A 24,363-nucleotide genomic window follows, 5' to 3' on the forward strand; every position below is an offset into this window, starting at 1 on the left:
CCATCAGGCACCCACGATGCCCTGAAGAACACCGACCAGAACCGGGGCGAGTACCGCGATCGCATAGCCGAAACCCGCCGAGCGAAATGCCGTCTTCGCCTTCTCGACCTCGCCGAGATCGCCACCTGCGGCCATGTAGCGCACCGCTCCGACCGTGAGAAACACGGTCGCCAATGCGGTAGCGATTCCCATGATCCAGTTGCGGATGTTGGTCAGGACCGCGTCCAGGGACTCGGCCGGAGCCGGGGCCTGCTGCTGCATCGGGACCACCGCCTGCTCGACCGCAGCCAGGGCGACGCCAGGGCCGAGCACGAGGACGGCCAGGGCGCCGAGCGTGGCGGCGAGCAGTAGCCGCACGGCCGCACCCCGGGCCCTTCCTCGGCGGAGTGTGGTCGGCTCGGTGCGGGACGTAGGGGTGCTCATCGGGTCACCTGCCCGACCCCGGCCCGGCGAGCGCCGCGGGTCCGGCGCCGTCGACGACCGGTCACCTCCGGTGACCGTCGACTCTCGACACGCGCGGCGTCCGGGCCGCCCGCGGACAGCCGCTCGGCCCGTGTCCCCGCCGAGGCGGTCACGGTCCGCGACACAGAGCGCTCGTGTCCGGATGCCCGACGGTCGGGCGCGGCGGGGTCGGGGGCGGTGTCGTCGGCGCCGAGGAGGTGTCCGACGAGGCGCAGCTCGGCGCGCAGACGGCGCATCTTGATCGTGCCGACCGGAGTACCGGTGCGGGCGGCGACCTCGACCAGGGACACCCGCTGCAGGCGGGTCTCGCCGATCAGGTCGGCCTCGGCGGCGGTGAGGACGCCATCGGTGACCGCGGCGGCCAGGACGAGATCCGGATGCGCCGAGCGCGGGGGCGGCGGCATCGACCGCGGCCCCGACCCGGACCGCACCCCGCCCTGCCCCGAACCGGCCCCGGGGCCGGGCTCGTGGCCGGTGAGCACGTCGGCGATCAGCTCGTCATGCGGGCGCGGAGCGGGGGTGTCGAGGGCGTCGCGGACGACACCGAGTCCGGCCCGCAGCGCCGCCCACCGCAGCGACGAGGCGATCCCGGTCCGGTCGAGCGCGACCGTGCACAGCGCGCCGACGAACCCGGTCACGATCGCCGAGGCGATGTCCTCGCGGTCGCCGGCACCACGCGAGGTGCACTCGCGCAGCGCCGCGGCGAGCATCGGCATCGCCATCCCCGCGCACGCCACCGTCCACGTCGCACCCTCGCCACGCGAGCGGGCGATCAGGTAGCGCCACGCGGCATCGCGCACCGCCACAGAGGTGGCCGGGTCGAGCAGCAGAACCCGCAGTTCGTCGAGCGGGACACGCCGATCCGGCACACCGGAAATCGCGGTGCCGTCGACGGTGACCGGATGCGGGGACGCGCACAGCCATTCCCACGAGACCCGGATCCCATCGAGCGCGGACACAGATACCGCCGGGTCGGCGGGGCGAGGAATCGACGCGGTCCGGGCGGCCGCCGGGTGGGGGTGTCGAGTCATGGAAGAAACTCCTGTCAGCACGAAGCAGTGAGGCCGGACGCGCCTCGCCGACCGGTGTCGCGTTCCGGGCTGGTGGCGCCGGATCAGGAGACTCCATGCGTGCTTACAAAATGCTGAACGATTGCTTACTGGATGCTTGTGGAGTGCTTGCACGGCCCCGCCGAGCCCTCCCGGCTCGCCCGTCCGCCGCCGGTCGTGACGGTCGCCGCGGGCACGGTGAGACCGGTGCTCGGCGTCGGTCGACCGGAGCATGCTTGCCGAGCGCAAGCGTGCTTCACATGCTGCGATCCCGATCGACGGGGCGAGAGGCACCCTCCTCGCCCCGGTCGACGGCGCTCGCGGGATCGGACGCTTGCCGTCCGCAAGCAGGCATCAACGAGCGTCGCTGTATCGGTCCAGGCAAAAAATCTTGAGAACGATCTTGATCGCGGCCGATATCAACGCCTCGTATCGAATCCTCGACTTGTGCTTGCGGACCGCAAGCACGATTCGACATGGCGCCACTGTGGGGTGTTACCGACCGTTCGTCGATCGGGTCGAGAAAGTGGCGCGGCCGGTGTGACTTTCGGGCCCGAAATCGCGCTTTCTCTGGCGCGAGGGTTTCACCGTCTCGCCCCCTCGCCGGTCAATGAGGTGTTCTCAGTAGTGGTGGTCGTTCCGCTGCGACACGCCGAGGGAGTGGAGATGTCTAGGACATGGGGCAGGGCCCCGGTAGAGCAGTTGGTCGACCAAGATCAACGAACTCTCCGAGGCCCCGCATGTCCGATCCTGTCACCTACACCGCTGTCCTCCCGATCGGGGAGCACACCGTGGCCTACCTGGCTCGGCTTCTGGCCGCTCAACGCTGTCGCCGCGGTACCCGCCCCCGGCGGCGGGCGTTGACCCCGTTCGCCCAGGCAGTGCTGGTGATCCGCTGGTTCTGCGACGCCACCCGGGTCCGGCACCTGGCCCGCGACAACGCGATCAGTACCGCGACCACCTATCGCTACCTGCACGAAGGCATCGACGTCCTCGCCAGCGCCGCACCCGGGCTGCACGGTGCCCTGCTCGCCGCCCGCCTCGCCGGACACACCCACGTTCACCTGGACGGCACCCTGATCGCCACCGACCGCTGCCGCGCGCTCGGCCCCACCGCGGGGGTCGACCTGTGGTGGTCGGGTAAACACCACCGCCACGGCGGGAACGTCCAGGTCGTGTCCGCCCCGGATGGATGGCCGCTATGGACATCCCCGGGAAGACCCGGGCGCGAACACGACGTGACCTGTGCCCGAGCCCACCCCGGTCTGCTCGAAGACCTCGATCACTGGATCGATGATGACCACGCCGCGCTGGGCGATCTCGGCTACGAAGGTGAGGCCCACCGACTCACCGTGCCGATCAAACCCATCCCCGCCGGCGGCCGAACAGTCGATCAGCGCACCGTCAACAGCCTGCACTCAGCCACCCGAGCACTCGCCGAACGAGCAAACGCCCTGCTCAAGACCACCTTCGCAACGCTACAGCGAGTCACCCTCTGTCCCTGGCGCACCGGCGCGATCACCGCAGCCGCGCTCGTGTTACTCCACACCGAATACGACCGCACAACATGATCACCACGCTACTGAGAACACCTCAATGTCTGTGCGGCCTGCGAGGTGTCGCCGTATCCGCTACGGCGCTCGCCGTCTCGTTTCGTTGCGGATTCCCGTTAGGAAGGTGCAGGAACTATGGGTAAGAGTGTTCACGGATCGCGTGGTCCGGGTCGCCGTCGCGTCGATGCTCCCGGGCCGACACGGGCCGCCCGGCGGGCCCGGCGCGCGGCGGGCCGTCTCACCGGGCCGGGCCGCGAGCCGGTGAGCCTCGCGGCCACTACCGGCCGGGACTCCGTTCGGGAGCCGGTGCCGGTGTCGGTGTGGGTCCTCGACCCGGGCGCAACGGCAACGACGACGGGACTGCGAGCCCGGCTGCAGGTCGCACTCGCCGTCCCGTCCGCGACGACCCGGCGCGCCGCGAGCCCCGACACCGGCACCGGCACCGGCACCGGCGGGGGCTACTCGGCGGCCGGGCCCCGAAGTGCCGCTGTCGCAGGAGGCGGCGGCCCGGCAGGCTCGCCGTCCGCCGGCCCCACCGAGCACGAGACGGGCCGGTCGCTCGGCGGCTGTAGTGCGCTGGCCGCCGGGCGGGGTCTCAGGCACCGCTGCACGCCGAGCACGACCGGCGGAACCGGGTGCGCCGAGCAGGCGCACGCGGCCCCGATCGGCCCGACGCCGTCACTCACGGGCATCCCCGATGCCGCCACGATCGGCACCGACCGCACCGCCGAATCCGACAGTCCGCCGGAGCGGCGCCATGTGCTGCTCGACCTCGGCCGCGGACCGGTCGAGCCCGGACAGCTGGCCGCCGCAGCCGCCGATCTCGGCCCGAGCGGCGTTCTCGCCGTTGCCACGTTCAGTCACCACGAGGACGGCCGGTTGTTCGATCCGCGGCCCGAGCTGATCGCCGCCGCCACCGCAGCCGGGCTCGCCCACCTGCAACACATCGTGACCATCACCCGCCACGCGACCGACCGAGCCGCCTGGGCGCTGGGCCCGGACCTGTCGCTGTTCCAGACCCCCGCCACGGCCGAGGACGCCGCGTCGAGCACCCCGGGGGAGAACCCGTGAGCATCAACGGTGACCACGAGACGCAACCCGAGTCCGGCCCGGCCAGCGGGCGGCTCGACCGCGGCGCGGGCCGGGTCTGGTTGTCCGCCCAGCGCAGTCCTCTCGCCCAGCGCCGCGACCGGCTCACCCCAGATTCGGTCGAGCATCCCGCGCGGATGCTGCCCGATCTCGCCGCACAGATCATCGACACCTACTCCCGGCCCGGGGAACTCGTCCTGGACCCGATGTGTGGAATCGGGACGACACTCGTGCAGGCGGTGCGGGCCGGGCGCCGCGCGGTCGGGATCGAGCTGGAATCGCGGTGGGTCCGCCTCGCCGACACCAATCTCACGATGGCGCGCGAGGACGGATTCGACGCCGATGCACGGGTGATACGCGGTGACGCCCGCGCCGCGCACCGGCTCCTCGCCGAGCACTACCCCGACGGCGCGGTGTCACTGATCGTGACCTCCCCGCCCTACGGCGCCGGAGTCCACGGGCAGGTATCCAACCAGATCGCCGATGACCCGATCATCAAATTTGACCACCACTACGCGACCCCGGCGGCGCGCAGCCGAGCGAACCTCGCCCACGTCCCCAGCGCGTTGGCCGAGTCGATGACCGCCGTGCTGCGCTCGGCGGTGCGGGTCCTGCGCCCCGGCGGGCACGTCGTGATCGTGTCCCGGCCGTGGCGCCACCGCGGCGTCCTCGTCGACCTGCCCGGCCAGATCACCGCGTCCGCGCACGCGGCCGGGCTCGTGCCCACCGACCGCGCCGTGTCCCTGCTCGCCCGCCTCGACGACTCCACCGGCACCGACACCGGCACCGGCACCGGCACCGGCACCGACGGTGAGGGTGCGGGTGCGGGTGCGGGGCCGGTGGCGCGGTTGGTGCTGCGGGCGAGTTTCTTCGCCCGGCACAACGTCGTCCGGGCCCGGCGCCTCGGCCAGCCGCAAGCCCTGGTCGTGCACGAGGACGTGTCGGTGTTCACCCGCCCCCACGCCGGGGACCCCCGGTGACCGCGCACCGCGGAGGTCCCCGGTTCGCCGAGATCCTCGGGACGCTCACCCCACGAGACCGGTGGCTCATGGCGATGCTCGCCGAACACACCGTCCTCACCACCCCGCAACTCGCCGCGCTCGGATGGGGAGCGAGTCTGCGCCGCGTCCAACGCCGCATCCTGACCCTGCACCGCGCCGAGGCCGTCGACCGGTTCCGCCCCGTCCTCACCAGACCGCTCGGGACGGCGCCGTGGCACTACCTGCTCGGCCCGACCGGGGCCGCCGCCCTGGCCGCCGAGCACGGGCACACCGTCGCCCAGATCGGCTACCGCGGCCGAGCCCGCGCGCTCGCCGTCGCCGACCGCGCCACCCTCGGCCACGACGTCGCCACCCACGACGTCATCACCGGACTCGCCGCCGCCGGCACGATCGAGCTCACCGCCTGGTGGTCGCCCGCCCGCTGCGCGCGGAGCTTCGGCACCCACGTCCGCCCGGACGCCTACCTGTGTCTGACCGCTCAAGCTGGGTGGTGGGAGACGTTCCTCGAGTACGACACCGGCACCGAAACCCTGGGACGGGTCGCGGGCAAGCTCCGCGGCTACCACGACCTCGCCGCCGCAACCGGGCTCATCACCCCGGTCTCGATCTGGCTCACCCGCCCCAGGCGCGAACCCTCGGCCCGCCACGCCCTCGCCACCGCGCTCGCGGGGTTGGCGCGCCCGGACCTCGTCCCCGTCTACACCGCCACCCCCACCGCCGCGGGACCGACGTCGACGGCGGCGGACCGGGTGTGGCTCCCGGTCGTTCCGCCCGGCCGCACCGCGCAGCGGGTCACCGTCGCCGAGCTGGCCGCACGTCGCCCCGTCCCGGTCCGGGTCGCCGCCCCGGACCGGTCGCGGTCGCGGGACTCCTCGGCCCTTCCTCCGCCCCCGCCGCTGCCGCCGCACCGGCGGCGCACCCCATGAGCGCCCGCCTCGTCCTCGGCGCCGCCGGGACGCTGCTCGTGGTCGTGGTCGTGTTCATCGGCGCGACCGTCGCCGCGGTATCCACCGCGATCCCCGGCAGCAGTACGGGGATCAGTGGCGAGGCCACCACGGACATACCGGCACCGATGCTCGACCTGTACCGGCGAGCGGCCTCGACCTGTCCCGGCCTCGACTGGTCGGTCCTGGCCGCGGTGGGCAAGGTCGAGACCGACCACGGCCGATCACCGCTCCCCGGAGTGGCGTCCGGCGAAAATCCTGCGGGCGCCGGAGGCCCGATGCAGTTCCTCGCGCCGACGTTCGCCGCCGTGATCGCCGAGTTCCCACCTCCACCGGGAGGGTCGACTCCGCCGAGCCGCTACGACCCGCACGACGCGATCTACACCGCGGCGGCCTACCTGTGCGACTCCGGTGCCCGCGCCGGCCCCGACGAGCCCGGCAACATCGAGAAAGCCCTCTGGGCCTACAACCACTCCGACGCCTACGTCGCCGACGTCCTCGACCAAGCCCACCGCTACGCCACCACACCACCCACGGCCCCGGCGGTGGGCGGCCAGGCCGCGACCGTCCCCGACCCGAGCGGCACCGGCGGACTCATCACCCCAACCCTCGCCAACCTGTACGCCGAGCTGGACCGGGCCGGGGCCCTGACCGGGGGCGTGTCCTGCTGGGACGAGCACCCACAGAACCCGACCAGTGACCACCCGCTCGGGAAAGCCTGCGACGTGTTCGTCAGCCCGAGCGATCCGGGCGAAGTCACCCGCGGCTGGCAACTCGCCCACTGGCTCACCAGCAACGCCGCACGGCTCGGCGTCACCTACGTCATCTGGCAGGGCCGCATCTGGAGTGCCGAGGCCCCCGCCTGGGCGGTCTACGAGTCCGAGATCTACGGCTGCCCGGACCCCGCTGAGGTCACCGGCTGCCACTACGACCATCTGCACATATCGACCCGCTAGCGGACCGACGTGACGTGAGGGTGCGCCGCCCACCGGCGAACAGCGGCGCATCCTCACTCGGTCAGATCAGTCGGAGAATCCTCGATACACTCCCGACGCGTCGCGTTCTGCTGCCTGCCGGAACTCGCGAAAGTCCATATTGAATCCACTGAGGTTGTTCTCTACGAGGTGGATCTCCGGTGCAGCGAGGCGGAACCGGTCGTACTGCTCTGTCGAAAGGTCCACCGCCAGTAGCGATGACACGTCACCGTCTGCCGTTTCGCTTTGCTTGTCGTAGACAAATAGGAAACGGCGTTGGGGTGTATCACGGCGCGCCAAGACCGCGAGGGCCTCGACCGGGCTAGCAGTGAACGACCTGTCGTCGATCATGGTGATGGCGCCTTGGAAGCTGACGCCGAGCTCGTCAGATTCCAAGGGTGTCGTGACGATATCGACACAGCGTTGCCAGGCGGATTCGTCGTCGAAGCTCGTTCGTATCAGTGGGACGCCGAACGTGTCGTGCAACCGTCGATCCGGCTGATCCATGTAAACTCCTTGTCGTTTCGAGTGCCGAGCATGTCTATCGAACGACTACGCGGAACGGGTCGTCGACGAACACTCGCCATTCACGGAAGAAAGCCGAGTTGAGTCCACCCTGTGAGAACTGTTGCCGCTCGGGGACCATACACACGCTGACGCCGGACGCACCGCTCCCGGCGCCGATGTTCGGGAAGCTGCACTGGTCGAACGTCCTACGTTCCCCTCCGGCCGTGAGCCCCTGCTTCGAGGTCGCTACGGGGTACTCATCGCACGATCGCCCGGCGATGCTCGGGGCGTCACCACAGGCCAACTGCCGGTTTCGAGCCGTGGTCGCGTCGTCGGCCTTGACCAGCGGGTTATCGACGGTCGCTCCGGGAAGCCCGGACTGCTGGGCCTGGAGCACGTGGTTGGCCAGATCAGGCAGCGCGTCGTAGCTGACCGCCTCGGGGTACTGAGGGACGACACAGCCGGGGCGACGAGTCTGGTAGCTGAGATAGTTGTCGCAACGGACACCCGGCTCGTTCCAATCGGTGATCGAGGCACGGACCCCGCTCGGCGCGGTGGCCGAGACCGTCCAGTTCGCCGAGCAGTAGCCCCACGATCCGATCTCGGTCGAGTTCGATCGGATGTTGCCGGTCCCGATGAACTGCTTGCCGGTCCCGAGACCCACTCCCCCGATCGTCGAGTCGGCACCCGTGGAGCAAGCTCCGCCGGCCACAGCGAACCCGTCGAGGGTCGCCCCGACTGCCTCCCCGCTGGAGGCGACGACCTCCATTCCCAGCTCGTGCGACCAGTTCGCTAGATCTGCACTGGTGTAGCTGTAGCGCCAGGTCTCGAAATCAGCGCGCCCGACGACGGTCGGAGTCCCGTTCACCGTCCGGGTCAGCACATAGCTGTAGGCGAAGTTGGCGCACACCTCGTCGCGGAAGAAGTAGATCTGCCGTGGAGTCCGACACGTGGGGTAGCGCGCCCCCATCGACGGCGCCGCGCTTTGACGCAGCTGCGCGCTGGCCTCGGGGTCGAGACGGCGAATGCACGCCGTTTCCGTTCCATCCTCGCTGGTCGTGCACTCCTCGGTCGGCTCGGCCATTCGCGCCGAGTCGGGCTCACGTACGAGTGGCGGCGCGTCACGCTCCCGGTTCGGATCCGGTCGAGGCAACGGCGGTTCCGCCTGTTGAGCTACCAGCGCAGTCGGCTCGGCCACAGCAGGGACACCACCGATCGCCGGGATCGCGGCTAGAGCAATCAGAGTAACCGTTGAAACGAATGCGCGTCGACGTCGCAACGTCGATCTCCTTCGGACATGAGGATGGGGCGCTTCCGCATTTTTGCGGCACGCCCCGGGACGAGTCGAACGCTAAGCAAGCCGTCACCCCGAAGTCAACGCCACCCTGAAGACTGACACTGCGACCCGCGGTCGCTTATACGCGTAGTGTTTCCATCTATGACCGTGAGTAATAGCCGGTAACAGCATCATCACGATCCTTTGAGCCGCTCAACCGGCAGGTCACTTGGCGCGAACGGAACGCATTCAAGGGCGATGTGTCGATCTTGAGTTTCGGTGACCCGAGCAGGCTCCGCAACGTCGAATACATCCCGCCTCGGGACGCAGACGATGCGCCCTCTCGGACGAAGAGTGACTACTCCACCCGGCACGCAGCCACCGAACACGAGCCGTCATGCCGACGGCGCTGCTGCACCCAAACCCGACATCACGACGACCTCCGAGGAAGCCTGCAACTCCTGCGGGGAGGCTTCAAGATCCGCAGGACGGTCAGTACAAACTCACGTTGTTTCGGATCGTTCGCTCTCAGACCGGCACAGATAACGATCCCGACCAGAACGTCACGAAGGACGGCCACGGCAAGCAGCGACACTCGACGCGCTGATGTCGAGCCGGCCACCCTCGGCCCATAACTCGCCAGGCCCCCGCCTACACCTCTCACCGCTTCCGCGGGCGAGTGCGGCCTGGACGTCCGCGGTCCCGGCGCGCTCGCGCCGACCGCCCTCGAACGGTCCCGGGACTCACCCGGGAGCCGAACTCACCCCACCGTTGATCGGAGACCTCGTCATGCTCGCATTCCGGCGCCTCGCCGCCGTCCTGGCCGTGTTCGTCACGGCTGTCGCGCTCGCCCTCGTACCCACCTCCGCCGCTCATGCCGCGCTACCGCCCGGACCGGCGTCGACCAACATCGCCACCGATGAGATCTCTGATCTGTTCCGGCCCGGTGAGGAGGGTGGCCAGCTCGTGCGCAGCGCCCGGGTCCGGCTCGACGAGGGCTTCTACACCTACGGCCAGCTCTACAACACGAGCATGACCCACGACCGGACCGGGGTGTACCTGCCCGCCGGAACCTACGAACTGTTCGACATGCTCACCGACACGTGGGACACCTCCCGCACCATCGACGGCGAGCCGATCCGGATGCACGCCTCCTGGCTCGACCCCGTCGACGGCGCCGACCCCATCCCCGGCGGCGTCATCATCACCGGCCGCGCCATCCCCGCCGCAACCGAAACCATGGACTGGGGCTCGATGCTGCTGCCCGAGCCCGCCGAGTAGCACCCCTCCCCCGCGCGAACGGCGCACCGAGCCCCTCCACAAAGCTAAAGTCCATTGTGGACTCTAGGTTTGTGGAGGCTCGGGGACGTTCGATCTCGGCCGAGTTGCCCGCGGTCCGGGCGCCCGCCGTCGTAGCCGCGACGGCGGGCGCCTCGGTCTGCTCGGCTACGCCGGCGGCGACGAGACGGAACTCGATCCCGCCGACTGAGGCAAGTCATCGAGTGTTGAGGGGGCGGCGTCTGGCTCCCGGGCCCGGTCGGCGCCGGATCACATGGCGCTCACCCCGTCGGAGTCGGCAGACGGGCCCGGTCGGCCCGCGGTACGGCTGGTGCGGATCGGTGGGCGAGTCGGTTCGAGTCGGGCTCGTCGACCGACTCGCGCCAACGGCACCCGGTCCCCGCGCTGCGTCGCATCGACGGGCCCGGTGCCGTCCACCCGCCCGCCACCGGCAACCGGTGCGCTGTCGTGACCGGCGCACGCCCATGCGGGCCGCCGGGTCTACACCAGCGGCAGGGCCGGGGCCGGATCGGCGACCCGGCCCCGGCCCTGCCAGCGGCCGAACGCCTGCCCGGCCCTGCCAGCGGCCGAACGCCTGCCCGCCCCGTGCCAGCGCGGCCGGACCCCGGGGCACACCCCGGCGGCCCGCACCCGCCCGATCCCCCCGGGGGCACCGGTTCGGCCAGCGGCCGGGGGTCCCTACGCATGCCGACGGCCGGGCCGGACACCCGCGTGTTCGCGGTGTCCGGCCCGGCCGGGATGGTGCCGGGGACAGTGTCCCCCGCTGGTCAGTCGCCGAATATGGGGTCGGTGGCCCAAGACGGACACCACGGTTCGCACCGCTCACCCACCCCGGCGCCACACAGGTCGGCGGCCCCGACACACGCCGGGGTCAAGTGGGCGTCGTGGGCGGCGGCACACGTCGGGTGCATGTACCCGGTCCACCCGGACCGGGTGTGCACGAACGTCGCCGCGTCCTGTCCGCACGCGGGGCAGGCGTCGCCGGTCCCGGTGTCGTCCGGGTTCAGGGTCAGGGTGGCGTGGTCGCCGGTGCCGTGTTGGCAGGCAGGGCACCCGGCCCCGCCCTGGTCGGGGTCGTGTGGTTCATCGGGTGCGTTGCGGTAGTGGGCGTTCATGGCATCCATGACGGCGCGTCGTAGCGAGTCGGACTCGGACACGGTCACCACCCCCCAACAATGATCACGACGGTGATGATCGCGACGGCGAACGCGACCCCGCACAGGAAGATCACCACAGCGTGCCCGACCACGCTACGGCGACCGGTCACCGGCAGCGGCCAATGCTGCCGGTGCCGCGGTGGGCGAGCCGAATCGACTCGATGCCCTGGCGACTCGAAACCGACACCGGGGGTGTGATCGTCAGGGGTGCTGCTGGCAGGCTTGGACATAGCCGGGACTCCTGGTCTGTTCAGGATGAACGGTTAGGGCGTGTCTCCCAGATAGGCGGAGCGGGGTGCGCGATGCTTGATCGGTGCCGCGTACCGCTGTCCTGACTGATGTCCAGTGGGCCCGTCTGGCGCCGCTGTTGCCCTCCTCCGAGGGTCGTCGCGGGCGCCCGTTCCGCGATGACCGCCGGGTGCTCGAGGGGATCATCTACCGGTATCGGTGCGGGCTTCCCTGGCGCGACGTCCCAGCCGAGTTCGGGCCGTGGCAGACGTTGTGGAAGCGGCACCGCCGCTACAGCGGCGACGGCACCTGGGACCACATCCTGGCTGCTCTTCTGGTCGAGGCCGACGCCGCCGAGGTGCTCGGGTGGGCGGTCAGCGTGGACTCCACGATCATCCGTGCCCACCAGCACGCCGCGACCCTCAAGCGCGACACAGGGGGCCGGATCGAACTACACGAATCTGCTCGCCGAACCAGCAGATCACGCGCTGGGACGGTCCCGCGGAGGGCTGTCGACGAAGATCCACCAGCTCGTTGACGGGCACGGCCGCCCGCTGGTGGTCCTCCTCGGCCCCGGCCAGGGCGGCGACTCGCCAATGTTTCCGCACCTGATGGCGCGCCTGAGCATCGCCCGACCGGGCCCGGGACGACCCCGGACCCGGCCTGAACGCGTGCGCGCGGACAAGGCCTACTCCTCACGCGCGATCCGCCGGCACCTGCGCGAGCGCCGGATCATCGCTGTCATTCCGGAGCCCTCTGACCAGCAGGGACACCGCAAACGACGGGGCTCACGCGGTGGCCGACCGCCCGCATTCGATCCGGTCGACTACCGAAACCGCAACGTCGTCGAGTGCGGGTTCTGCCACGTCAAGCAGTGGCGCGGGCTGGCCACCCGTTACGACAAGCTCGCCCTGACCTTCCGCGGCGGCGCCGTCCTGAAGGCGATCGTCACCTGGCTCCGCGCATTGGGAGACACACCCTAGTCGCCGGCCCCGGGCCGCGAGTGGCACACCTTGAGGTAGTCCAGGAACGACGCCTGCAGCCCGGTCACGTGGGTCTCCCGCAACAGCGCCCGGGTGACGTCCGGCGCCCGGTCCGTGCGCTGCAGCCGGTCGACGACGTCGAGCACGTTCTGCGCCAGCCTGCGGTAGATCGCGACGTCCCCGAGTGCCTCGAGCTCGTTCACGGTGACGTGCAGCCGCGGGGCGACCGGATCCGCGGGACGTGCCGGGAGGGCGTCGATCATGGTGAAGATCCGGCTGGCGGGGGTGATGACGCCGGGACTGCCCGCACCGAAGCTGGCGAACGGCGCCGCGCCGCGCAGCCACGCGTAGAGGGCGAAGAGCCCGCCGTAGGAGTAGCCGAAGAGCCCGTGCCCGGAATCGGCGACCGGGTACCGGGACCGGAGGTGCGGGTGGAGCTCGTCGGTCAGGAAGTCGAGGAAGAGATCGGCCCGGGTGTCCGCGAGCTCGGTGAGGTAGGCGGCCATCTTCTCCTGCGACATCGCGCCCGAGTCCCGGGCCGCCTCGAGGGTGGACACCATGTCCTCGGCGACGGGTTCCCCCGGCGGCACGAAGTCGCGGTTGCGCAGCCGCTCCCAGTGCCCGGCGTCCTCGCCCGCGTAGCCGATGCTGACCTGGATGTAGGGGGCGACCGTCAGGTACGGGTCGGCCTGGACGACGACGAGGGGAGCGGTGACGCCCACCGTCCAGTTGCCGTCGAGCACGTACATCAGGGGCAGGGGGCCCGTGGCGTCGGTGTGGCCGGGGGGCATGGTCACCCAGATGCCGTAACTGCGCCCGGACTGCGCCGTGAGCTCGACGTAGTCGGTGTCGGCGAGGCAACCGTGCAGCATGCTGCTCATCCACTGTCCTTCCGCGACGGCGGTGTACTGCGGTGTGCTGCGGCGGGCGCCACGGCACACGACAGGTGTCCGGGGCCAGTCTCCGTCGTGATCGACGCGCGGGCACCGGCAGACGGTCGCCCGTCGATCCGGTGTCACGCGACATCCGTCGCGGCCGCGCCCGCCGATCCCGCACCCGGCCCCGCACCCGGCCCCGGCCCCGGCCCCGGCCCCGGGACCATGGTGATCGGAACGTCGGCGACGTCCGGTGCCGCTGCCGGCACCGGACGCAGCCGAATCTCCGATCACCGCGGCCGGCTCCTAGTCACCGGTCGAGCCGGACCCGGGTTGCGGGTCCTCCGGCGGTTCCAGGAACGCCAGGTCGACGGCCGGGGGCCGGTCCGGGCCGTAGACCGGGCTCCAGGACTCGCGCGTCCCGTCCCGGACCCGCAGGACCCGCAGGTCAGCCGGCTGTATCAACAGCTCGGTCCAGTTCTCGTGGGTGTCGGGATGGGCGGCGTCGGCGATGTGCTCGTACGCGTCCGCCGCGTGGACGAACGCCGTCCGCCAGGCGATCGCGGCCGCCCGGATCCGGTCCACGTCGGCGGGATCGGCACCGGGTCCGGAGAGCTCGTGCAGGATCCGGCGGACCCGGCGCAGGTCCTCGATCACCACGCCGATCGCGCCGAGCGTCTCGGCACTGCGCTGCGCGGACAGCATCACCTGGGCCCAGCGTGCGGTGATCACCCGTGCGGAGTCGATGGCCCGGCGGATCACGGTCAGCGCGGTCCGCCGCCACCGCTCGTCGCCGATCAGGACGGCGAGCCGCTCGACGTCCGGGGGCAGCGGTGCGACCCGGTGCACGATCTCCAGCTCGGAGGCCGGTGCGAGGCCCCGGCGGGCGAACGCCGCCTCGATCTCGGTGCGCTCGTGCTCGCGGATCCCGAAGTCGGCGTCGCCCGAGCCCGTCCCGCCGTTCAGCAGGCCCCACAGCGCGCGCCGGGCGGCGAGCGGCGCACGGGCCACCGCCCCGTAGGCCGTGACCTCGATGATCCGGTAGCGCCGGGCGTCCTGCCGGGCGATCCACCACTCCACCAGCGTGGCGCCGACCAGCAGGAACAGTAGCGACGACACCACGTTGGTGAGCATCGCGTGCTCGGCCCAGAACTCCGTCAGCACGCCGGACGGCCAGTCCCCGAGCACCAGTACCAGGACGAGCGCCGCGGCCAGCGCTCCGATCCCGAGCGCGCCCCGGGCCGCACCGGTCGTCCGTCGTCCCACCACGCGCCCCCCGCCTCCGGTCCACCGTGGAGCCTGCCGGACGTCTCGCCCGGGCGTGGCGGTTCACCGGACGCGGGCCCGGATCACCCTTTCGGCCTAGACTCCGGCGCATGGCGGAGCAACGGCAGGCCCGGGCGGGGCGCCCGGTCGTCGGTCTGTCGGTCCGCGCGTTGCTGGCACTCGTCGTCACGACGGCGAACGTCGGCGGGGCGGCGGTCGTCCTGGTGCTCGCGGCCTTCGTGCTGCCCCGCGAGGAGCTGCTGGACGCGGTCGGCATCCGGCTGGTCAACCTCGTCGTCCTCGTCGGCTACCTGCTCGTGACGCTCCCGATCGGGATCTGGTTCGGCCGCCGCGCGCTGACCGTGCGCCGGCGCTCCGCGGACCCGGAGACGGCCGAACGCCGGCTGGTGCTGCACGCCCCGGGCCGGATCACCTCGGTGGTCGCCGTGCTCTGGTTCCTCGCCGCGGTGCTGTTCTGCCTGCTCAACGTGCGCTACTCGGGGCGGCTCGCGTTCTCGGTGACGGCGACGGTGGCGATCGGCGGGGTCACCACCTGCGCGCTGTCGTTCCTGCTGGTCGAGCGGATGCTGCGACGTGCGGCGGCCCGGGTGCTGTCCGGCCGCCCGCCGCGCCGGCGGCGCCTGGTCACCGGCGTCATGATGCGGTCGGTGGGTTTCTGGGCGCTGGGCACCGCCGTCCCGGTCGCCGGGCTGATGCTCGCCGGGCTGCTCGCGCTGGTCTTCGGCGACTCCTCGCCCACCCAGCTGGGGATCACGATGCTGGCCCTGGGCGGGACGGCGATCGGCGCCGGTCTGCTGACCACGATCGGTGCCGCCCGGGCCATCGCCGATCCGGTGCTCTCGGTGCGCCGGGCGCTGGCCAGGGTGGCCGACGGCGATCTCGACGTCCGGGTGCCGGTCTACGACAACACCGAGCTGGGGCAGCTGCAGGCCGGGACGAACGGCATGGTCGAGGGCCTGCGCGAGCGCGAACGGATCCGCGACCTGTTCGGCAGGCACGTCGGCCGGGACGTCGCCGAGGCCGCGGCGGCCCGGGGCGACGAGGTCCGTCTCGGTGGCGAGCTCCGCCCGGTCGCGGTGCTGTTCGTCGATCTCGTCGGGTCGACGGCGATGGCCGAGCGCCGCCCGCCGGAGGAGGTCGTGGCGGTGCTCAACCGGTTCTTCGGCCTCGTCGTCGAGTGCGTCGAGCGGTCCGGCGGCTGGATCAACAAGTTCGAGGGCGACGCCGCGCTCGCCGTCTTCGGCGCCCCCACCGGCCTCGACGACGCGCCCGGCGCCGCGCTGGTCGCGGCCCGCAGGCTGGGTGCCCGGCTGGAGGCCGAGATGCCGGAGATCGAGGCGGGGATCGGGGTCTCGGCCGGGGACGCCGTCGCCGGCAACATCGGCGACCCGCGCCGCTACGAGTACACGGTGATCGGCGACCCGGTGAACGAGGCGGCCCGGTTGACCGAGCTGGCGAAGTCGGTGCCGGGCGGCGTGGTCGCCGCCGAGCGGGCGGTCGCCGCCGCGGGTGCCGAGGCCGCGCGGTGGCGGTCCGGCGAACCGGTCACGCTGCGCGGCCGGGACGCTCCGACCGGGATCTGCACCCCGGTCCCGAGCGGGGACGGGGAGCCGGCCCCGGACGGCTCGGGCACGTCGGACGGCGTCCGGACCGGGTCCTGACCAACCGGGCGGCGGCCCCCGTCAGGACGTGACGCCGGCCACCGCCGTCGGGCACGATGCCGCCATGAGCAGCGCCGCCCCGGAGTTCAGCGAACGGACGATCGCCGCCCTCACGCGGGCCCGCCGGCACTCGGTCGGTGACCTGCTGCACCGCACGGCACTGCGCTACCCGGACAAGCCCGCCGTCGTCGACGGCGACACCCGCTGGACGTTCGCCGAGTTCGACGCCGCGGTGAACCGCTGCGCGGCCGCGCTGGCCGGCCACGGCCTGGCCAAGGGCGACCGGCTCGCGCTGCTGTCGCGCAACAGCCGTCAGTACGGGGTGCTGGTGTTCGCCACCGCCCGGCTCGGCGTCGTGCTCGTCCCGGTCAACTTCATGCTCACCGCCGGCGAGATCGCCTACATCCTCGACCACTCCGGGGCGCGGGCGTTCGTCGTCCAGGACACGCTGGTCCCGACCGCCGAGCAGGCCCTCGCCCAGGTGCCGGTCCCGGTCCGGGTGCGGATCGGTGCGGGCGGGGACTGGCCGGACCTCGACGGGTGGATCGCCGGGACCGGCGACCCGGGGCAGCCCGACGTCGCCGTCGGTGACGACGACCCGCTGCGCCTGATGTACACCTCGGGCACCGAGTCCCGGCCGAAGGGCGTCGTGCTCACCAGCCGCTCGCTGGTGTCGCAGTACGTCTCCTGCATCGTCGACGGCGGCATGGCCCCGGACGACGTCGAGCTGCACTCGCTGCCGATGTACCACTGCGCGCAGCTGGACTGCTTCTTCTCCGTCGACGTCTACCTCGGCGCGACCAGCATCATCCTGCCCGCGCCGGACCCGGCCACCCTGCTGGCGACCATCGAGCGGGAGCGGGTCACCAAGCTGTTCTGCCCGCCGACGGTGTGGATCTCGCTGCTGCGGCACCCGGACTTCGACACCCGGGACCTGTCCAGCCTGCGCAAGGGCTACTACGGCGCGGCCGCGATGCCGGTCGAGGTGCTGCACGAGCTGGCCCGGCGGCTCCCCGACGTGGCGCTGTGGAACTTCTACGGGCAGACCGAGATGTCGCCGCTGGCCACGATCCTGTCCCCGGCCGAGCAGCTGGAGCGCGCCGGGTCCGCGGGCCGCGCCTCGCTGAACGCCGAGACCCGGGTCGTCGGCGACGACGACGAGGAGCTGCCGCCCGGCGAGGTCGGCGAGATCGTGCACCGGTCCCCGCACGCCGCGCGCGGCTACTACCGCGATGAGGACAAGACCGCCGAGGCGTTCCGGAACGGCTGGTTCCACTCCGGCGACCTCGGCGTCATGAGCGCCGACGGCTACCTCTCGGTGGTCGACCGGAAGAAGGACATGATCAAGACCGGTGGGGAGAACGTCGCCTCCCGGGAGGTGGAGGAGGCGCTCTACCTGCTCGACGGCGTCGCCGAGGTCGCGGTGTTCGGGGTCTCGCACCCGCACTGGATCGAGGCGGTGACCGCGGTCGTGGTGCCCCGCGACGGCGTGACGCTCACCGAGGACCAGGTGCACGCGCACGCCAGGGAGCGCCTCGCCGGCTACAAGCGCCCCAAGTACGTCGTGTTCGCCGGCGCGCTGCCGAAGAACCCCTCCGGCAAGATCCTCAAGCGCGAGCTGCGGGCCGAGCACTCCGGCATCGCCGGGAACGGCTAGGGCATGTCTCCCAATAGGCGTGACCAGGTGATGCAGGCGCTGAGGACGGTGGCGGCGCGATAGGTGATGGCGAGTTTGTCGTAGCGGGTGGCCAGCCCGCGCCACTGCTTGGTCAGGGCGAAGTGGCGTTCCACGACGTTGCGGCCCTTGTAGGTCTCAACGTCGAGTCCGGGTGGTCTGCCGCCGAGGGAGCCGCGGCGTTTGCGGGCGGCGATCTCGTCGCGTTTCTGCGGGATGACGGTGGTGATCGAGCGGCGGGCCAGTGCGCGCCGGTTGACCCCGGATGAGTAGGCCCGGTCGGCCACCACGGCGTCGGGTCGGGTGCGGGACCGTCCCGCGCCGAGGCGGGGGACGCGGATGTCGGCCAGGACCTGCTCGAGCATGGCGCCGTCGTTGCGCTGCCCGCCGGTCACCACCACCGCCAGCGGCCGGCCCCGCCGGTCGACCGCGGCATGGATCTTCGTCGTCAGCCCGCCACGGGAACGGCCGATGCCGTGACCTGCGGGTTCTCGCGGTCCGCCGAGCGGGCTGGGCATGAACCCGTCAGGGGATTTCGTGTAGTTCGACCGTGCCCCCTGTGTCCTGCTCGGGGCGGGTGGTGTTCGTGGCGTGCTGGTGCGCCCGGTTGATCGTGGCGTCCACCGACACCTGTCAACACCGTCCAGTCGATCTCGCCCTTGGCGTCGGCCTGGGCCAACAGTGCGGCCAGCACGGTGTCCCAGGTGCCGTCAGCGGCGTAGCGGCGGTGTCGCTTCCACACCGTTTGCCAGGGCCCGAACTGCTCCCGCGGCAGATCTCGCCAGGGGATCCCGGTTCGGTATCGGAAGATGATCCCCTCCACCACGCGGCGATCCTCGCCGAACGGGTGCCCACGCCGCCCGGCGTTGGAGGGCAGCAGCGGCCCGATCAACTGCCACTGAGCATCCGAGAGCAGCGCGAACCTCGACGAACTCACCGGCTCATCCTGCCGGCAGTCCGGACACCCATATGGGAGACACGCCCTAGGCCCTGACCCGGCGGTGCAACGCCGAGTCGGGGCCGTTCACATCGGTTCCCCGGGATGCTGTACCCCCGGGTTGTAGCGTGACCGGGGTGCGGGGACCGGGCCGGTCAGGATCCGGCCCGGCCCCCGCACCCGGTGCGGTCACTGCCCGTCGGTGTCCGAGTCCGACTCGCTGTCGGACCCGGCGTCATCGGCCGTGTCGTCAGTCGTGTCGTCGGCGGTGACGTCGTCGGCCCACTGGTAGCGGCGCGGCCGGTCCGCGGTGACCACGACCGTGCCCGCGTCGACCATCCGGTCGGCCGAGTTCTTGATCGCCCCGGGACTCTTGCCACCGATCGCCTTGCTGATCTCACCGGGCGACCAATCCTCACCCGCGTGGTCACGCAAGTGGGTCGCGACCATCGTCTTGAGCTGACCCGGCAGTAGCGCGGTCCCGCCGTCGTTGGTCTGGCGACCCCCGGCCGTCGCCGACGACGTCGCCCCGCTGGCCGCCATCGTCGCGGCCTTACGGGCGTTGGCGATGATCGCGCCCGGGGTGACCGGCGCCCACCGGGTGACCTGCCCGTCCTGGTCGGCGGTCACGATCCCGACCCGCTGAAAACGGGTGAGCACCCGGTCGACAGCGGCGACGTCCAAGACGACCCCGCGGTCTTCGGCGTCGGCCGCCATCCGCCGCGCGGACACGTTCGGCGACGCGTGCAACGCGTCCCACACCGACTGCGCCACGACAACTTCGGGCATCGTCGGGCGGCTACCTGACTGCAAGGCAAGCCACACGATCGCATCCGCCCACGTCGCCGACGACAGGTCCGCATCATCGACGCTGCCCGTGTCGGTGGCGTCGGTGGCGCCGTTGGTGTCGCCCGGCTCACCGGCCGCAACGTCGGTCGCGGTGTCGGTCGTGGTGTCGGTCGCGGTGTCGGTCGCGGTGTCGGTCGCGGTGTCGGTCGTGGTGTCGTCCACCGCGGGGGCCGAGTCGGCCGCCGCGTCGACGGCGACACCGTCGGTGGTCGTGGTGTCGTTGGTGTCGGTCGCCGCGGAACGGGCCCGACGGGTGGTGCTGGCAGACCTGGGCATGGCTATCCCCTTCGTGGAATGTGCGACTTAGTCAACTTTCGCGGTGTCGCCCGGGGAAACAAGTGTCCCGGGCCGGTGTTGCAAGAACAACGATAGTCGCTTTTCGGGGGGTTCGCAATGCTTTTCGGCGATTGGTAGGTAAGTATTTTCAGCTAGTTGATCATTGCTGTATAGGTCGCTGCCGCCCGAGTCTTTTCCGGGACGCATTCGGCGGGATGGGCGATGACTGCCGAATGGGCGACCGAATGGGCGCGGCCAACGCGCGGGGTGGATCCAGTACCGGAAAGCTAACGGATTTATCCGTGGAAGTAATTGAAAGGAAACGGTTGATGTAGCGGGGAAGAGTGATGAAGCGGACTCGGACAAGGGCAGGGTGTGCGGGGCGCGTTCGGCCCGGGGCGCGATAGAGGATGCAGCTACCTCTATCGAGAGTCGGGGCGGGCCCGGCCACCCCAGGGCGGCGCTGACCAGGCCGGGAGCAGTGACCGCGGGGGCGGCTTACGGCGCCCCCGTAGACGCCCCTGTAGGCGCTCTCGTAGGCGCCCCTGTAGGCGACGTGCCTCGATCTCACAACGGCCGATCAACATCTACACCGTTCGATCCTGCCCATCGGAGCGACTCCGGGCTCCCGCACGCAAGGCGTGTACCGATGTTTCATCGGCTCGTGCGTTAACGTCGACCGGGAGTCTTTCTCGCCGGTTTCGACATTTTCTCGACTGCGCCTGACAATACTGTGACGTCGTTTTTCTGACCGCAGCGTCAAAGACGTGTTTCAGCGTCAGGGGAGTCTCGATTGCGGCGGGTTCGTCGCCCCCGGCGCGTGGGCATCGGGTCGTTTCTCGGGTCGTCTCAGCGGCGGCGGGTTCGGCGAGTGGTGGGGTTGTCCATGGGTCGGCCGAGTGTTTCTGTGCAGACTCGGACGACGTGGCTGCGGATCTGCTCATCGAGGGTGTGCAGGTGTTCGGCGAGGCCGTCGAGCAGGTCGCCCAGCTCCTCGGCGCGGCGTGCGGTGTGCAGGCCGGGCCAGCTCTGCAGCTCGGGGGCGGAGCGGACGACTCCGGCGGCGTCGCGGACGGCCATCCGGTCGGCTCGCAGCTGCTCAATACGGCGGCGATCGCGCTCGTTCATGGTGTTGCTCCCCGGGTTCAGGTGACGGCATCAGGTGCACGGCGTGGCCCGGGGGAAGCGGTCCGGGTCGCATCATGGCACGCCCAGCGGCCGGACTCCTCCGGTCCGCTACAGGTCCGGCCCCGCCGCGGGGCCCGGTTCGCGGAGGCGATTCGCGATTGCAAAGCGTTGCTCTGATCGGCCCACGTCAGCCGATCTTGCGGAGTACAGAGAGGTGCCTCACGTAGACACATGAGGAGGTGTCACCTAATGGGTGACGCAGGATTCGCGGTCAGCGTCGATGCCGTCGTCGGTATGCGGATGCTGCTCAACTCCGCGACCGAGGCCCACCTCGCGGCCCGCGATGGCGAGGCCAGCGGGGGCCCGGCACCTGCGGCTGTGGTGCGGCCGTTGCACGCGGTGGGGCAGCTCGTGGCCGCGGTGCTGCCGTCCTGGCATGCGGGTCTCGATCGGCGGTGGCAGGCCCACCACACGGGGCTTCTGCGGGTGCAGGACGAGGCGTCGGCCGCGCTGGATGCCTCGCTGTCGGACTACATGGCGCAGGAGGCAGCGCTCGTCGCCTGCGCGCGCGGGGACGCCACGAACGCCGGGCCTGCCCGGACAGGTGGGGGCGCGGGTCTCGTGCCCACCGGCCTGGAGGAGCTGGGCTCGGGGATCGGTGGGGACTGTGACACCGCGGCGACGGCGTGGCGGCGCCGTCGTGATCTCGCCGCCGACACCGCCGACACCCTGAGCACCGCCCTCAAAGACCTGGGCGGCTGGACCGGGCCCGCCGCGACCTCGTTCACCACCTGGGCCGAGCGTCACCTCGTCGAGCAGTGGCGCGACCTCGCCGCGGCCGCCGAAGCGGTCAGCCGGGCACTGCTCGACCAGCCAGCACCGCCACCGGCCCACGAGCCGCCCGACAGCCCCCCGCCCGATGAGGGCCCCGCCCCACGGATCGACCTGCCCGACACACCACCGCCGTCCGGGCTCGCATCCGTCGCCCCCCGTGAACTCGCCGCCGTTCCCGTCACCGAGCCGCCGACGTTCAGCGCTGCGACGAGCCCGGCGAGCGGACAGCCGAGCACCGCCCCGCCGCCCCCGGGCGATGACGTCGGGGTTCCGGCGCCGCGACGCGCACTGGACGTAGCGCCCGTGCACGGCACGCTCGCCGGTGGCATGCCGCTGCCGGACTCGACCGGGAACCCCGCACACCAGCCCAGTACCCCGAGCGTCCCGAGAACCCCGACGTCGTCGAGTACCGGTGCCGGTACTGATGAGGCGACCGCGGCGGCGCCGCCCGCGGCGACCGGGCCTGACACGGCGTCCGCGCTGTCGTCGGCGGCGCCGATCATGCCGAGCGCGGCGATCGCGGGGGCACATGCGCTCGCCCGCGACAGCATGGCTCACCACGTCATCCGGGAGATCACCATCCCGCCGGTCTCGGCGACGCCGGCCCCGCCGAGTCACACCCCGCCCAGTACCGATGGCGTGCTGTCGGCTCCGCACCGATGGCGCGGACCCGACCCCACCACCGGCGCCACCCCGGCCACGCCCGCCGGTCCCTACAGCGGGGGCCGGGGTGACTCCCTCGGCCCCTTGGCGCCCGTAGGCCCCGACGGCACCGTGATGCCCTGGCGCTCCCGGCGCCGCACCGACCGGCCCGCACGCCCGCAGCTGGTGGTCAACCTCGACCCCGCCACCCCGGCCGGGGCATGGGTCGACCTCGTCGCGCACCGCGCGGTCGGCCTCCACGGCCCCGGCGCGACAGCCGTCGCCCGTACCGCCCTGCGCTGGCTGCACGCCCACACCCCCGCGCACCTCGTGGTGCCCCGCGCCACGCTCGACACGCTCACCACCGACGACACCGGCACACCACAGCTGGACACGGCCTGCTTCGACGACGCCGACGACGAGCGCGTGCACGTCGTCCCCGACCCCTACACCGGCCTACAACAGGTCATCGACTACGTCCGCAGCGACGACACCGACGACCGCCCGTGTCTGCTGGTCGTGCCCGCACCGATCAGTACCAGCGGCCGTAACCACCTCAGAGATGCTCTGGCTACGGTCACCGGGCCTGTCGCCGCCGCGGCCCTGCTCCTCGGACTGTGGCCCGGCACCTGCCTCGACCTCGACGCCGAGCACGTCGTAGACGAGCACCGACGCTGCGAGAACGGCGTCAACCTCACCGGGTGGCGGCTCCACCCCACCAGCGCCGCCGACCTCGCCCACCAACTCGACCCCACCCCGGCACCGACCACCCACGCCCGAACATCATTGGCCCCGGTCTCGCCCGACGCCGGCGCAACCGAGCCCGACGAGCCCGAGATCGAGATCGACCCCGGCCCCGTGCTGCCGTTCGCACTTTCCGTGCTCGGACCGGTCGAGCTGCGCTACCGACAGCCCCAACCCGACGGCGAACAGCGCACCGAGGGCCAGCGCCCGGGGAAACTGATCGGGTCGATCCCGCGCCTGGCCCGCGAGCTACTCGCCTGGCTGGCGGTGCACCCCGAAGGCGCGACCCGCGATCAGCTGCTCACCGCCCTGTGTCCGGACACCACCGCACGACGCCGCGACAGCAACCTCCACGCCGCGTTGAGCCTGCTACGTCGCAGCCTGACCGAGACCACCGGCGACCGGAACAACACCGAGGTAGTCATCACCGGGCCACTCTGGACCCTCAACCCCGCCCTCGTCGCCGTCGACGTCTGGGCCCTACAGGCCACCAGGAACCACACCGAGGCCGATCCCCAGGCCCGACGCGCCGCACTGCGCCGTGTCGTCACCGCCTACACCGGGTTGTTCGCCTCCGACCTGTCCGGCCTCTGGGCGCACTCCGCCCGTGAGACCGTCCGACGCCGGTACCTGGAGGTCCTCCATGAGCTCGTCAACATCGAACTCGCCGACGGACGACACCGCGCCGCACTGGACCTGCTCGAACGGGCACGCGAACAAGAACCGCTCAACGAAACGGTCACCCGCGCGATGATCACCCTGCACCTGCGCGACAACGACCGCGACGCCGCGCGCTCCACCTACGAGCAACTCCGGGTCGAACTGGCCGCGATCGACACCGAACCCGAGCCGAGCACGCGCCGCCTCGTCACGTCCGCAAACTCTTAAGTGGGCGGCGCGGAAGCGAGCGACAGATGATCTCGGAGCACCCAG

The 24,363-nt window shown here is 71.5% G+C and carries 17 protein-coding genes and 2 pseudogenes; 10 read left to right on the forward strand and 9 right to left on the reverse strand.

The features are described from left to right. Positions 1 to 3 precede the first annotated feature (3 nt). Positions 4 to 357 carry a pilin gene (locus tag AFB00_RS04845; RefSeq protein WP_156819372.1) on the reverse strand — a complete coding sequence of 118 codons (354 nt, stop codon included), beginning with the start codon at positions 355 to 357 and terminating at the stop codon, positions 4 to 6. A gap of 62 nt (positions 358 to 419) precedes the next feature. Then, positions 420 to 1,331 carry a hypothetical protein gene (locus tag AFB00_RS04850; protein WP_156819373.1) on the reverse strand — a complete coding sequence of 304 codons (912 nt, stop codon included), beginning with the start codon at positions 1,329 to 1,331 and terminating at the stop codon, positions 420 to 422. Positions 1,332 to 2,251: 920 nt separating this feature from the next. Between AFB00_RS04850 and AFB00_RS04855 the strand changes: the two genes are divergently transcribed. From AFB00_RS04855 to AFB00_RS04875, 5 genes are all read left to right on the forward strand, one after another. Continuing rightward, positions 2,252 to 3,082: an HARBI1 family protein gene (locus tag AFB00_RS04855; RefSeq protein ID WP_068796054.1), complete on the forward strand. Its 831-nt coding sequence runs from the start codon at positions 2,252 to 2,254 to the stop codon at positions 3,080 to 3,082. A 294-nt stretch (positions 3,083 to 3,376) separates the two neighbouring features. Further along, positions 3,377 to 4,135 (forward strand): hypothetical protein, encoded by a 759-nt coding sequence (locus tag AFB00_RS33840; protein WP_197519748.1) that lies wholly within the window; start codon positions 3,377 to 3,379, stop codon positions 4,133 to 4,135. Beyond that, entirely contained in the window at positions 4,132 to 5,133 is a 1,002-nt protein-coding gene (locus tag AFB00_RS04865; RefSeq protein WP_068796232.1) for a TRM11 family SAM-dependent methyltransferase, read from the forward strand. The genes AFB00_RS33840 and AFB00_RS04865 overlap by 4 nt, the downstream gene beginning before the upstream one ends. Then, positions 5,130 to 6,080 (forward strand): replication-relaxation family protein, encoded by a 951-nt coding sequence (locus AFB00_RS04870; RefSeq protein ID WP_083275273.1) that lies wholly within the window; start codon positions 5,130 to 5,132, stop codon positions 6,078 to 6,080. The genes AFB00_RS04865 and AFB00_RS04870 overlap by 4 nt, the downstream gene beginning before the upstream one ends. After that, positions 6,077 to 7,054: a lytic transglycosylase domain-containing protein gene (locus tag AFB00_RS04875; protein ID WP_068796233.1), complete on the forward strand. Its 978-nt coding sequence runs from the start codon at positions 6,077 to 6,079 to the stop codon at positions 7,052 to 7,054. Before AFB00_RS04870 ends, AFB00_RS04875 begins: the two co-directional genes overlap by 4 nt. Before the next feature lie 66 nt (positions 7,055 to 7,120). Here AFB00_RS04875 and AFB00_RS04880 read toward each other — a convergent pair whose 3' ends face one another. Together AFB00_RS04880 and AFB00_RS04885 are read right to left on the reverse strand one after the other, a co-directional pair. Continuing rightward, positions 7,121 to 7,579 carry a DUF6924 domain-containing protein gene (locus tag AFB00_RS04880; protein WP_068796234.1) on the reverse strand — a complete coding sequence of 153 codons (459 nt, stop codon included), beginning with the start codon at positions 7,577 to 7,579 and terminating at the stop codon, positions 7,121 to 7,123. Between the two features lie 34 nt (positions 7,580 to 7,613). Further along, on the reverse strand, positions 7,614 to 8,777 hold the full coding sequence (locus tag AFB00_RS04885) for a hypothetical protein (protein ID WP_156819374.1): 1,164 nt from the start codon (positions 8,775 to 8,777) through the stop codon (positions 7,614 to 7,616). An 867-nt stretch (positions 8,778 to 9,644) separates the two neighbouring features. Here AFB00_RS04885 and AFB00_RS04890 point away from each other — a divergent pair. Continuing rightward, positions 9,645 to 10,136, forward strand: a complete 492-nt coding sequence (locus AFB00_RS04890; RefSeq protein WP_068796236.1) for a hypothetical protein — start codon at positions 9,645 to 9,647, stop codon at positions 10,134 to 10,136. Between the two features lie 1,488 nt (positions 10,137 to 11,624). Further along, positions 11,625 to 12,522: pseudogene (locus AFB00_RS31355) on the forward strand (IS5 family transposase). Here the strand turns inward: AFB00_RS31355 and AFB00_RS04910 are convergent. Together AFB00_RS04910 and AFB00_RS04915 are read right to left on the reverse strand one after the other, a co-directional pair. Next, complete coding sequence (locus AFB00_RS04910) at positions 12,519 to 13,403, reverse strand: alpha/beta hydrolase (RefSeq protein ID WP_068796238.1); 885 nt, start codon at positions 13,401 to 13,403, stop codon at positions 12,519 to 12,521. The pseudogene AFB00_RS31355 and the gene AFB00_RS04910 sit on opposite strands and share 4 nt — an antisense overlap. A 300-nt stretch (positions 13,404 to 13,703) precedes the next feature. After that, the gene (locus AFB00_RS04915) at positions 13,704 to 14,663 is read right to left on the reverse strand and encodes a hypothetical protein (RefSeq protein ID WP_068796239.1); all 960 of its coding nucleotides are present in this window, start codon (positions 14,661 to 14,663) and stop codon (positions 13,704 to 13,706) included. A gap of 110 nt (positions 14,664 to 14,773) precedes the next feature. On the opposite strand from AFB00_RS04915, the gene AFB00_RS04920 reads away from it, so the two are divergent. Beyond that, entirely contained in the window at positions 14,774 to 16,345 is a 1,572-nt protein-coding gene (locus AFB00_RS04920; RefSeq protein ID WP_068796240.1) for an adenylate/guanylate cyclase domain-containing protein, read from the forward strand. Between the two features lie 64 nt (positions 16,346 to 16,409). After that, a complete protein-coding gene (locus tag AFB00_RS04925) occupies positions 16,410 to 18,002 on the forward strand; it encodes an acyl-CoA synthetase (RefSeq protein ID WP_068800018.1) in 1,593 nt (530 codons plus the stop codon). Here the strand turns inward: AFB00_RS04925 and AFB00_RS35995 are convergent. From AFB00_RS35995 to AFB00_RS04940, 3 genes and pseudogenes are all read right to left on the reverse strand, one after another. Then, positions 17,999 to 18,936 (reverse strand): annotated as a pseudogene (locus AFB00_RS35995) (IS5 family transposase). The gene AFB00_RS04925 and the pseudogene AFB00_RS35995 sit on opposite strands and share 4 nt — an antisense overlap. Before the next feature lie 210 nt (positions 18,937 to 19,146). Beyond that, positions 19,147 to 20,082, reverse strand: a complete 936-nt coding sequence (locus tag AFB00_RS04935) for a hypothetical protein (RefSeq protein ID WP_068796241.1) — start codon at positions 20,080 to 20,082, stop codon at positions 19,147 to 19,149. An 849-nt stretch (positions 20,083 to 20,931) separates the two neighbouring features. After that, complete coding sequence (locus AFB00_RS04940; protein WP_156819377.1) at positions 20,932 to 21,210, reverse strand: hypothetical protein; 279 nt, start codon at positions 21,208 to 21,210, stop codon at positions 20,932 to 20,934. Between the two features lie 249 nt (positions 21,211 to 21,459). Between AFB00_RS04940 and AFB00_RS04945 the strand changes: the two genes are divergently transcribed. Then, positions 21,460 to 24,318: an AfsR/SARP family transcriptional regulator gene (locus AFB00_RS04945; RefSeq protein WP_068796243.1), complete on the forward strand. Its 2,859-nt coding sequence runs from the start codon at positions 21,460 to 21,462 to the stop codon at positions 24,316 to 24,318. The last annotated feature ends 45 nt before the right edge of the window (positions 24,319 to 24,363 follow it).

This window comes from Pseudonocardia sp. HH130630-07, from assembly GCF_001698125.1.
Lineage (GTDB): Bacteria > Actinomycetota > Actinomycetes > Mycobacteriales > Pseudonocardiaceae > Pseudonocardia.

What these genes read in the sequence shown, in the direction of transcription:
- AFB00_RS04890 (WP_068796236.1), top strand. Translation starts at nt 9,645, where the DNA reads ATGCTCGCATTCCGGCGCCTCGCCGCCGTCCTGGCCGTGTTCGTCACG.
- AFB00_RS04935 (WP_068796241.1), bottom strand. Translation starts at nt 20,082, where the DNA reads ATGCCCAGGTCTGCCAGCACCACCCGTCGGGCCCGTTCCGCGGCGACC.
- AFB00_RS04920 (WP_068796240.1), top strand. Translation starts at nt 14,774, where the DNA reads ATGGCGGAGCAACGGCAGGCCCGGGCGGGGCGCCCGGTCGTCGGTCTG.
- AFB00_RS04945 (WP_068796243.1), top strand. Translation starts at nt 21,460, where the DNA reads ATGGGTGACGCAGGATTCGCGGTCAGCGTCGATGCCGTCGTCGGTATG.
- AFB00_RS04925 (WP_068800018.1), top strand. Translation starts at nt 16,410, where the DNA reads ATGAGCAGCGCCGCCCCGGAGTTCAGCGAACGGACGATCGCCGCCCTC.
- AFB00_RS04940 (WP_156819377.1), bottom strand. Translation starts at nt 21,210, where the DNA reads ATGAACGAGCGCGATCGCCGCCGTATTGAGCAGCTGCGAGCCGACCGG.
- AFB00_RS04880 (WP_068796234.1), bottom strand. Translation starts at nt 7,579, where the DNA reads ATGGATCAGCCGGATCGACGGTTGCACGACACGTTCGGCGTCCCACTG.
- AFB00_RS04855 (WP_068796054.1), top strand. Translation starts at nt 2,252, where the DNA reads ATGTCCGATCCTGTCACCTACACCGCTGTCCTCCCGATCGGGGAGCAC.
- AFB00_RS04875 (WP_068796233.1), top strand. Translation starts at nt 6,077, where the DNA reads ATGAGCGCCCGCCTCGTCCTCGGCGCCGCCGGGACGCTGCTCGTGGTC.
- AFB00_RS04910 (WP_068796238.1), bottom strand. Translation starts at nt 13,403, where the DNA reads ATGAGCAGCATGCTGCACGGTTGCCTCGCCGACACCGACTACGTCGAG.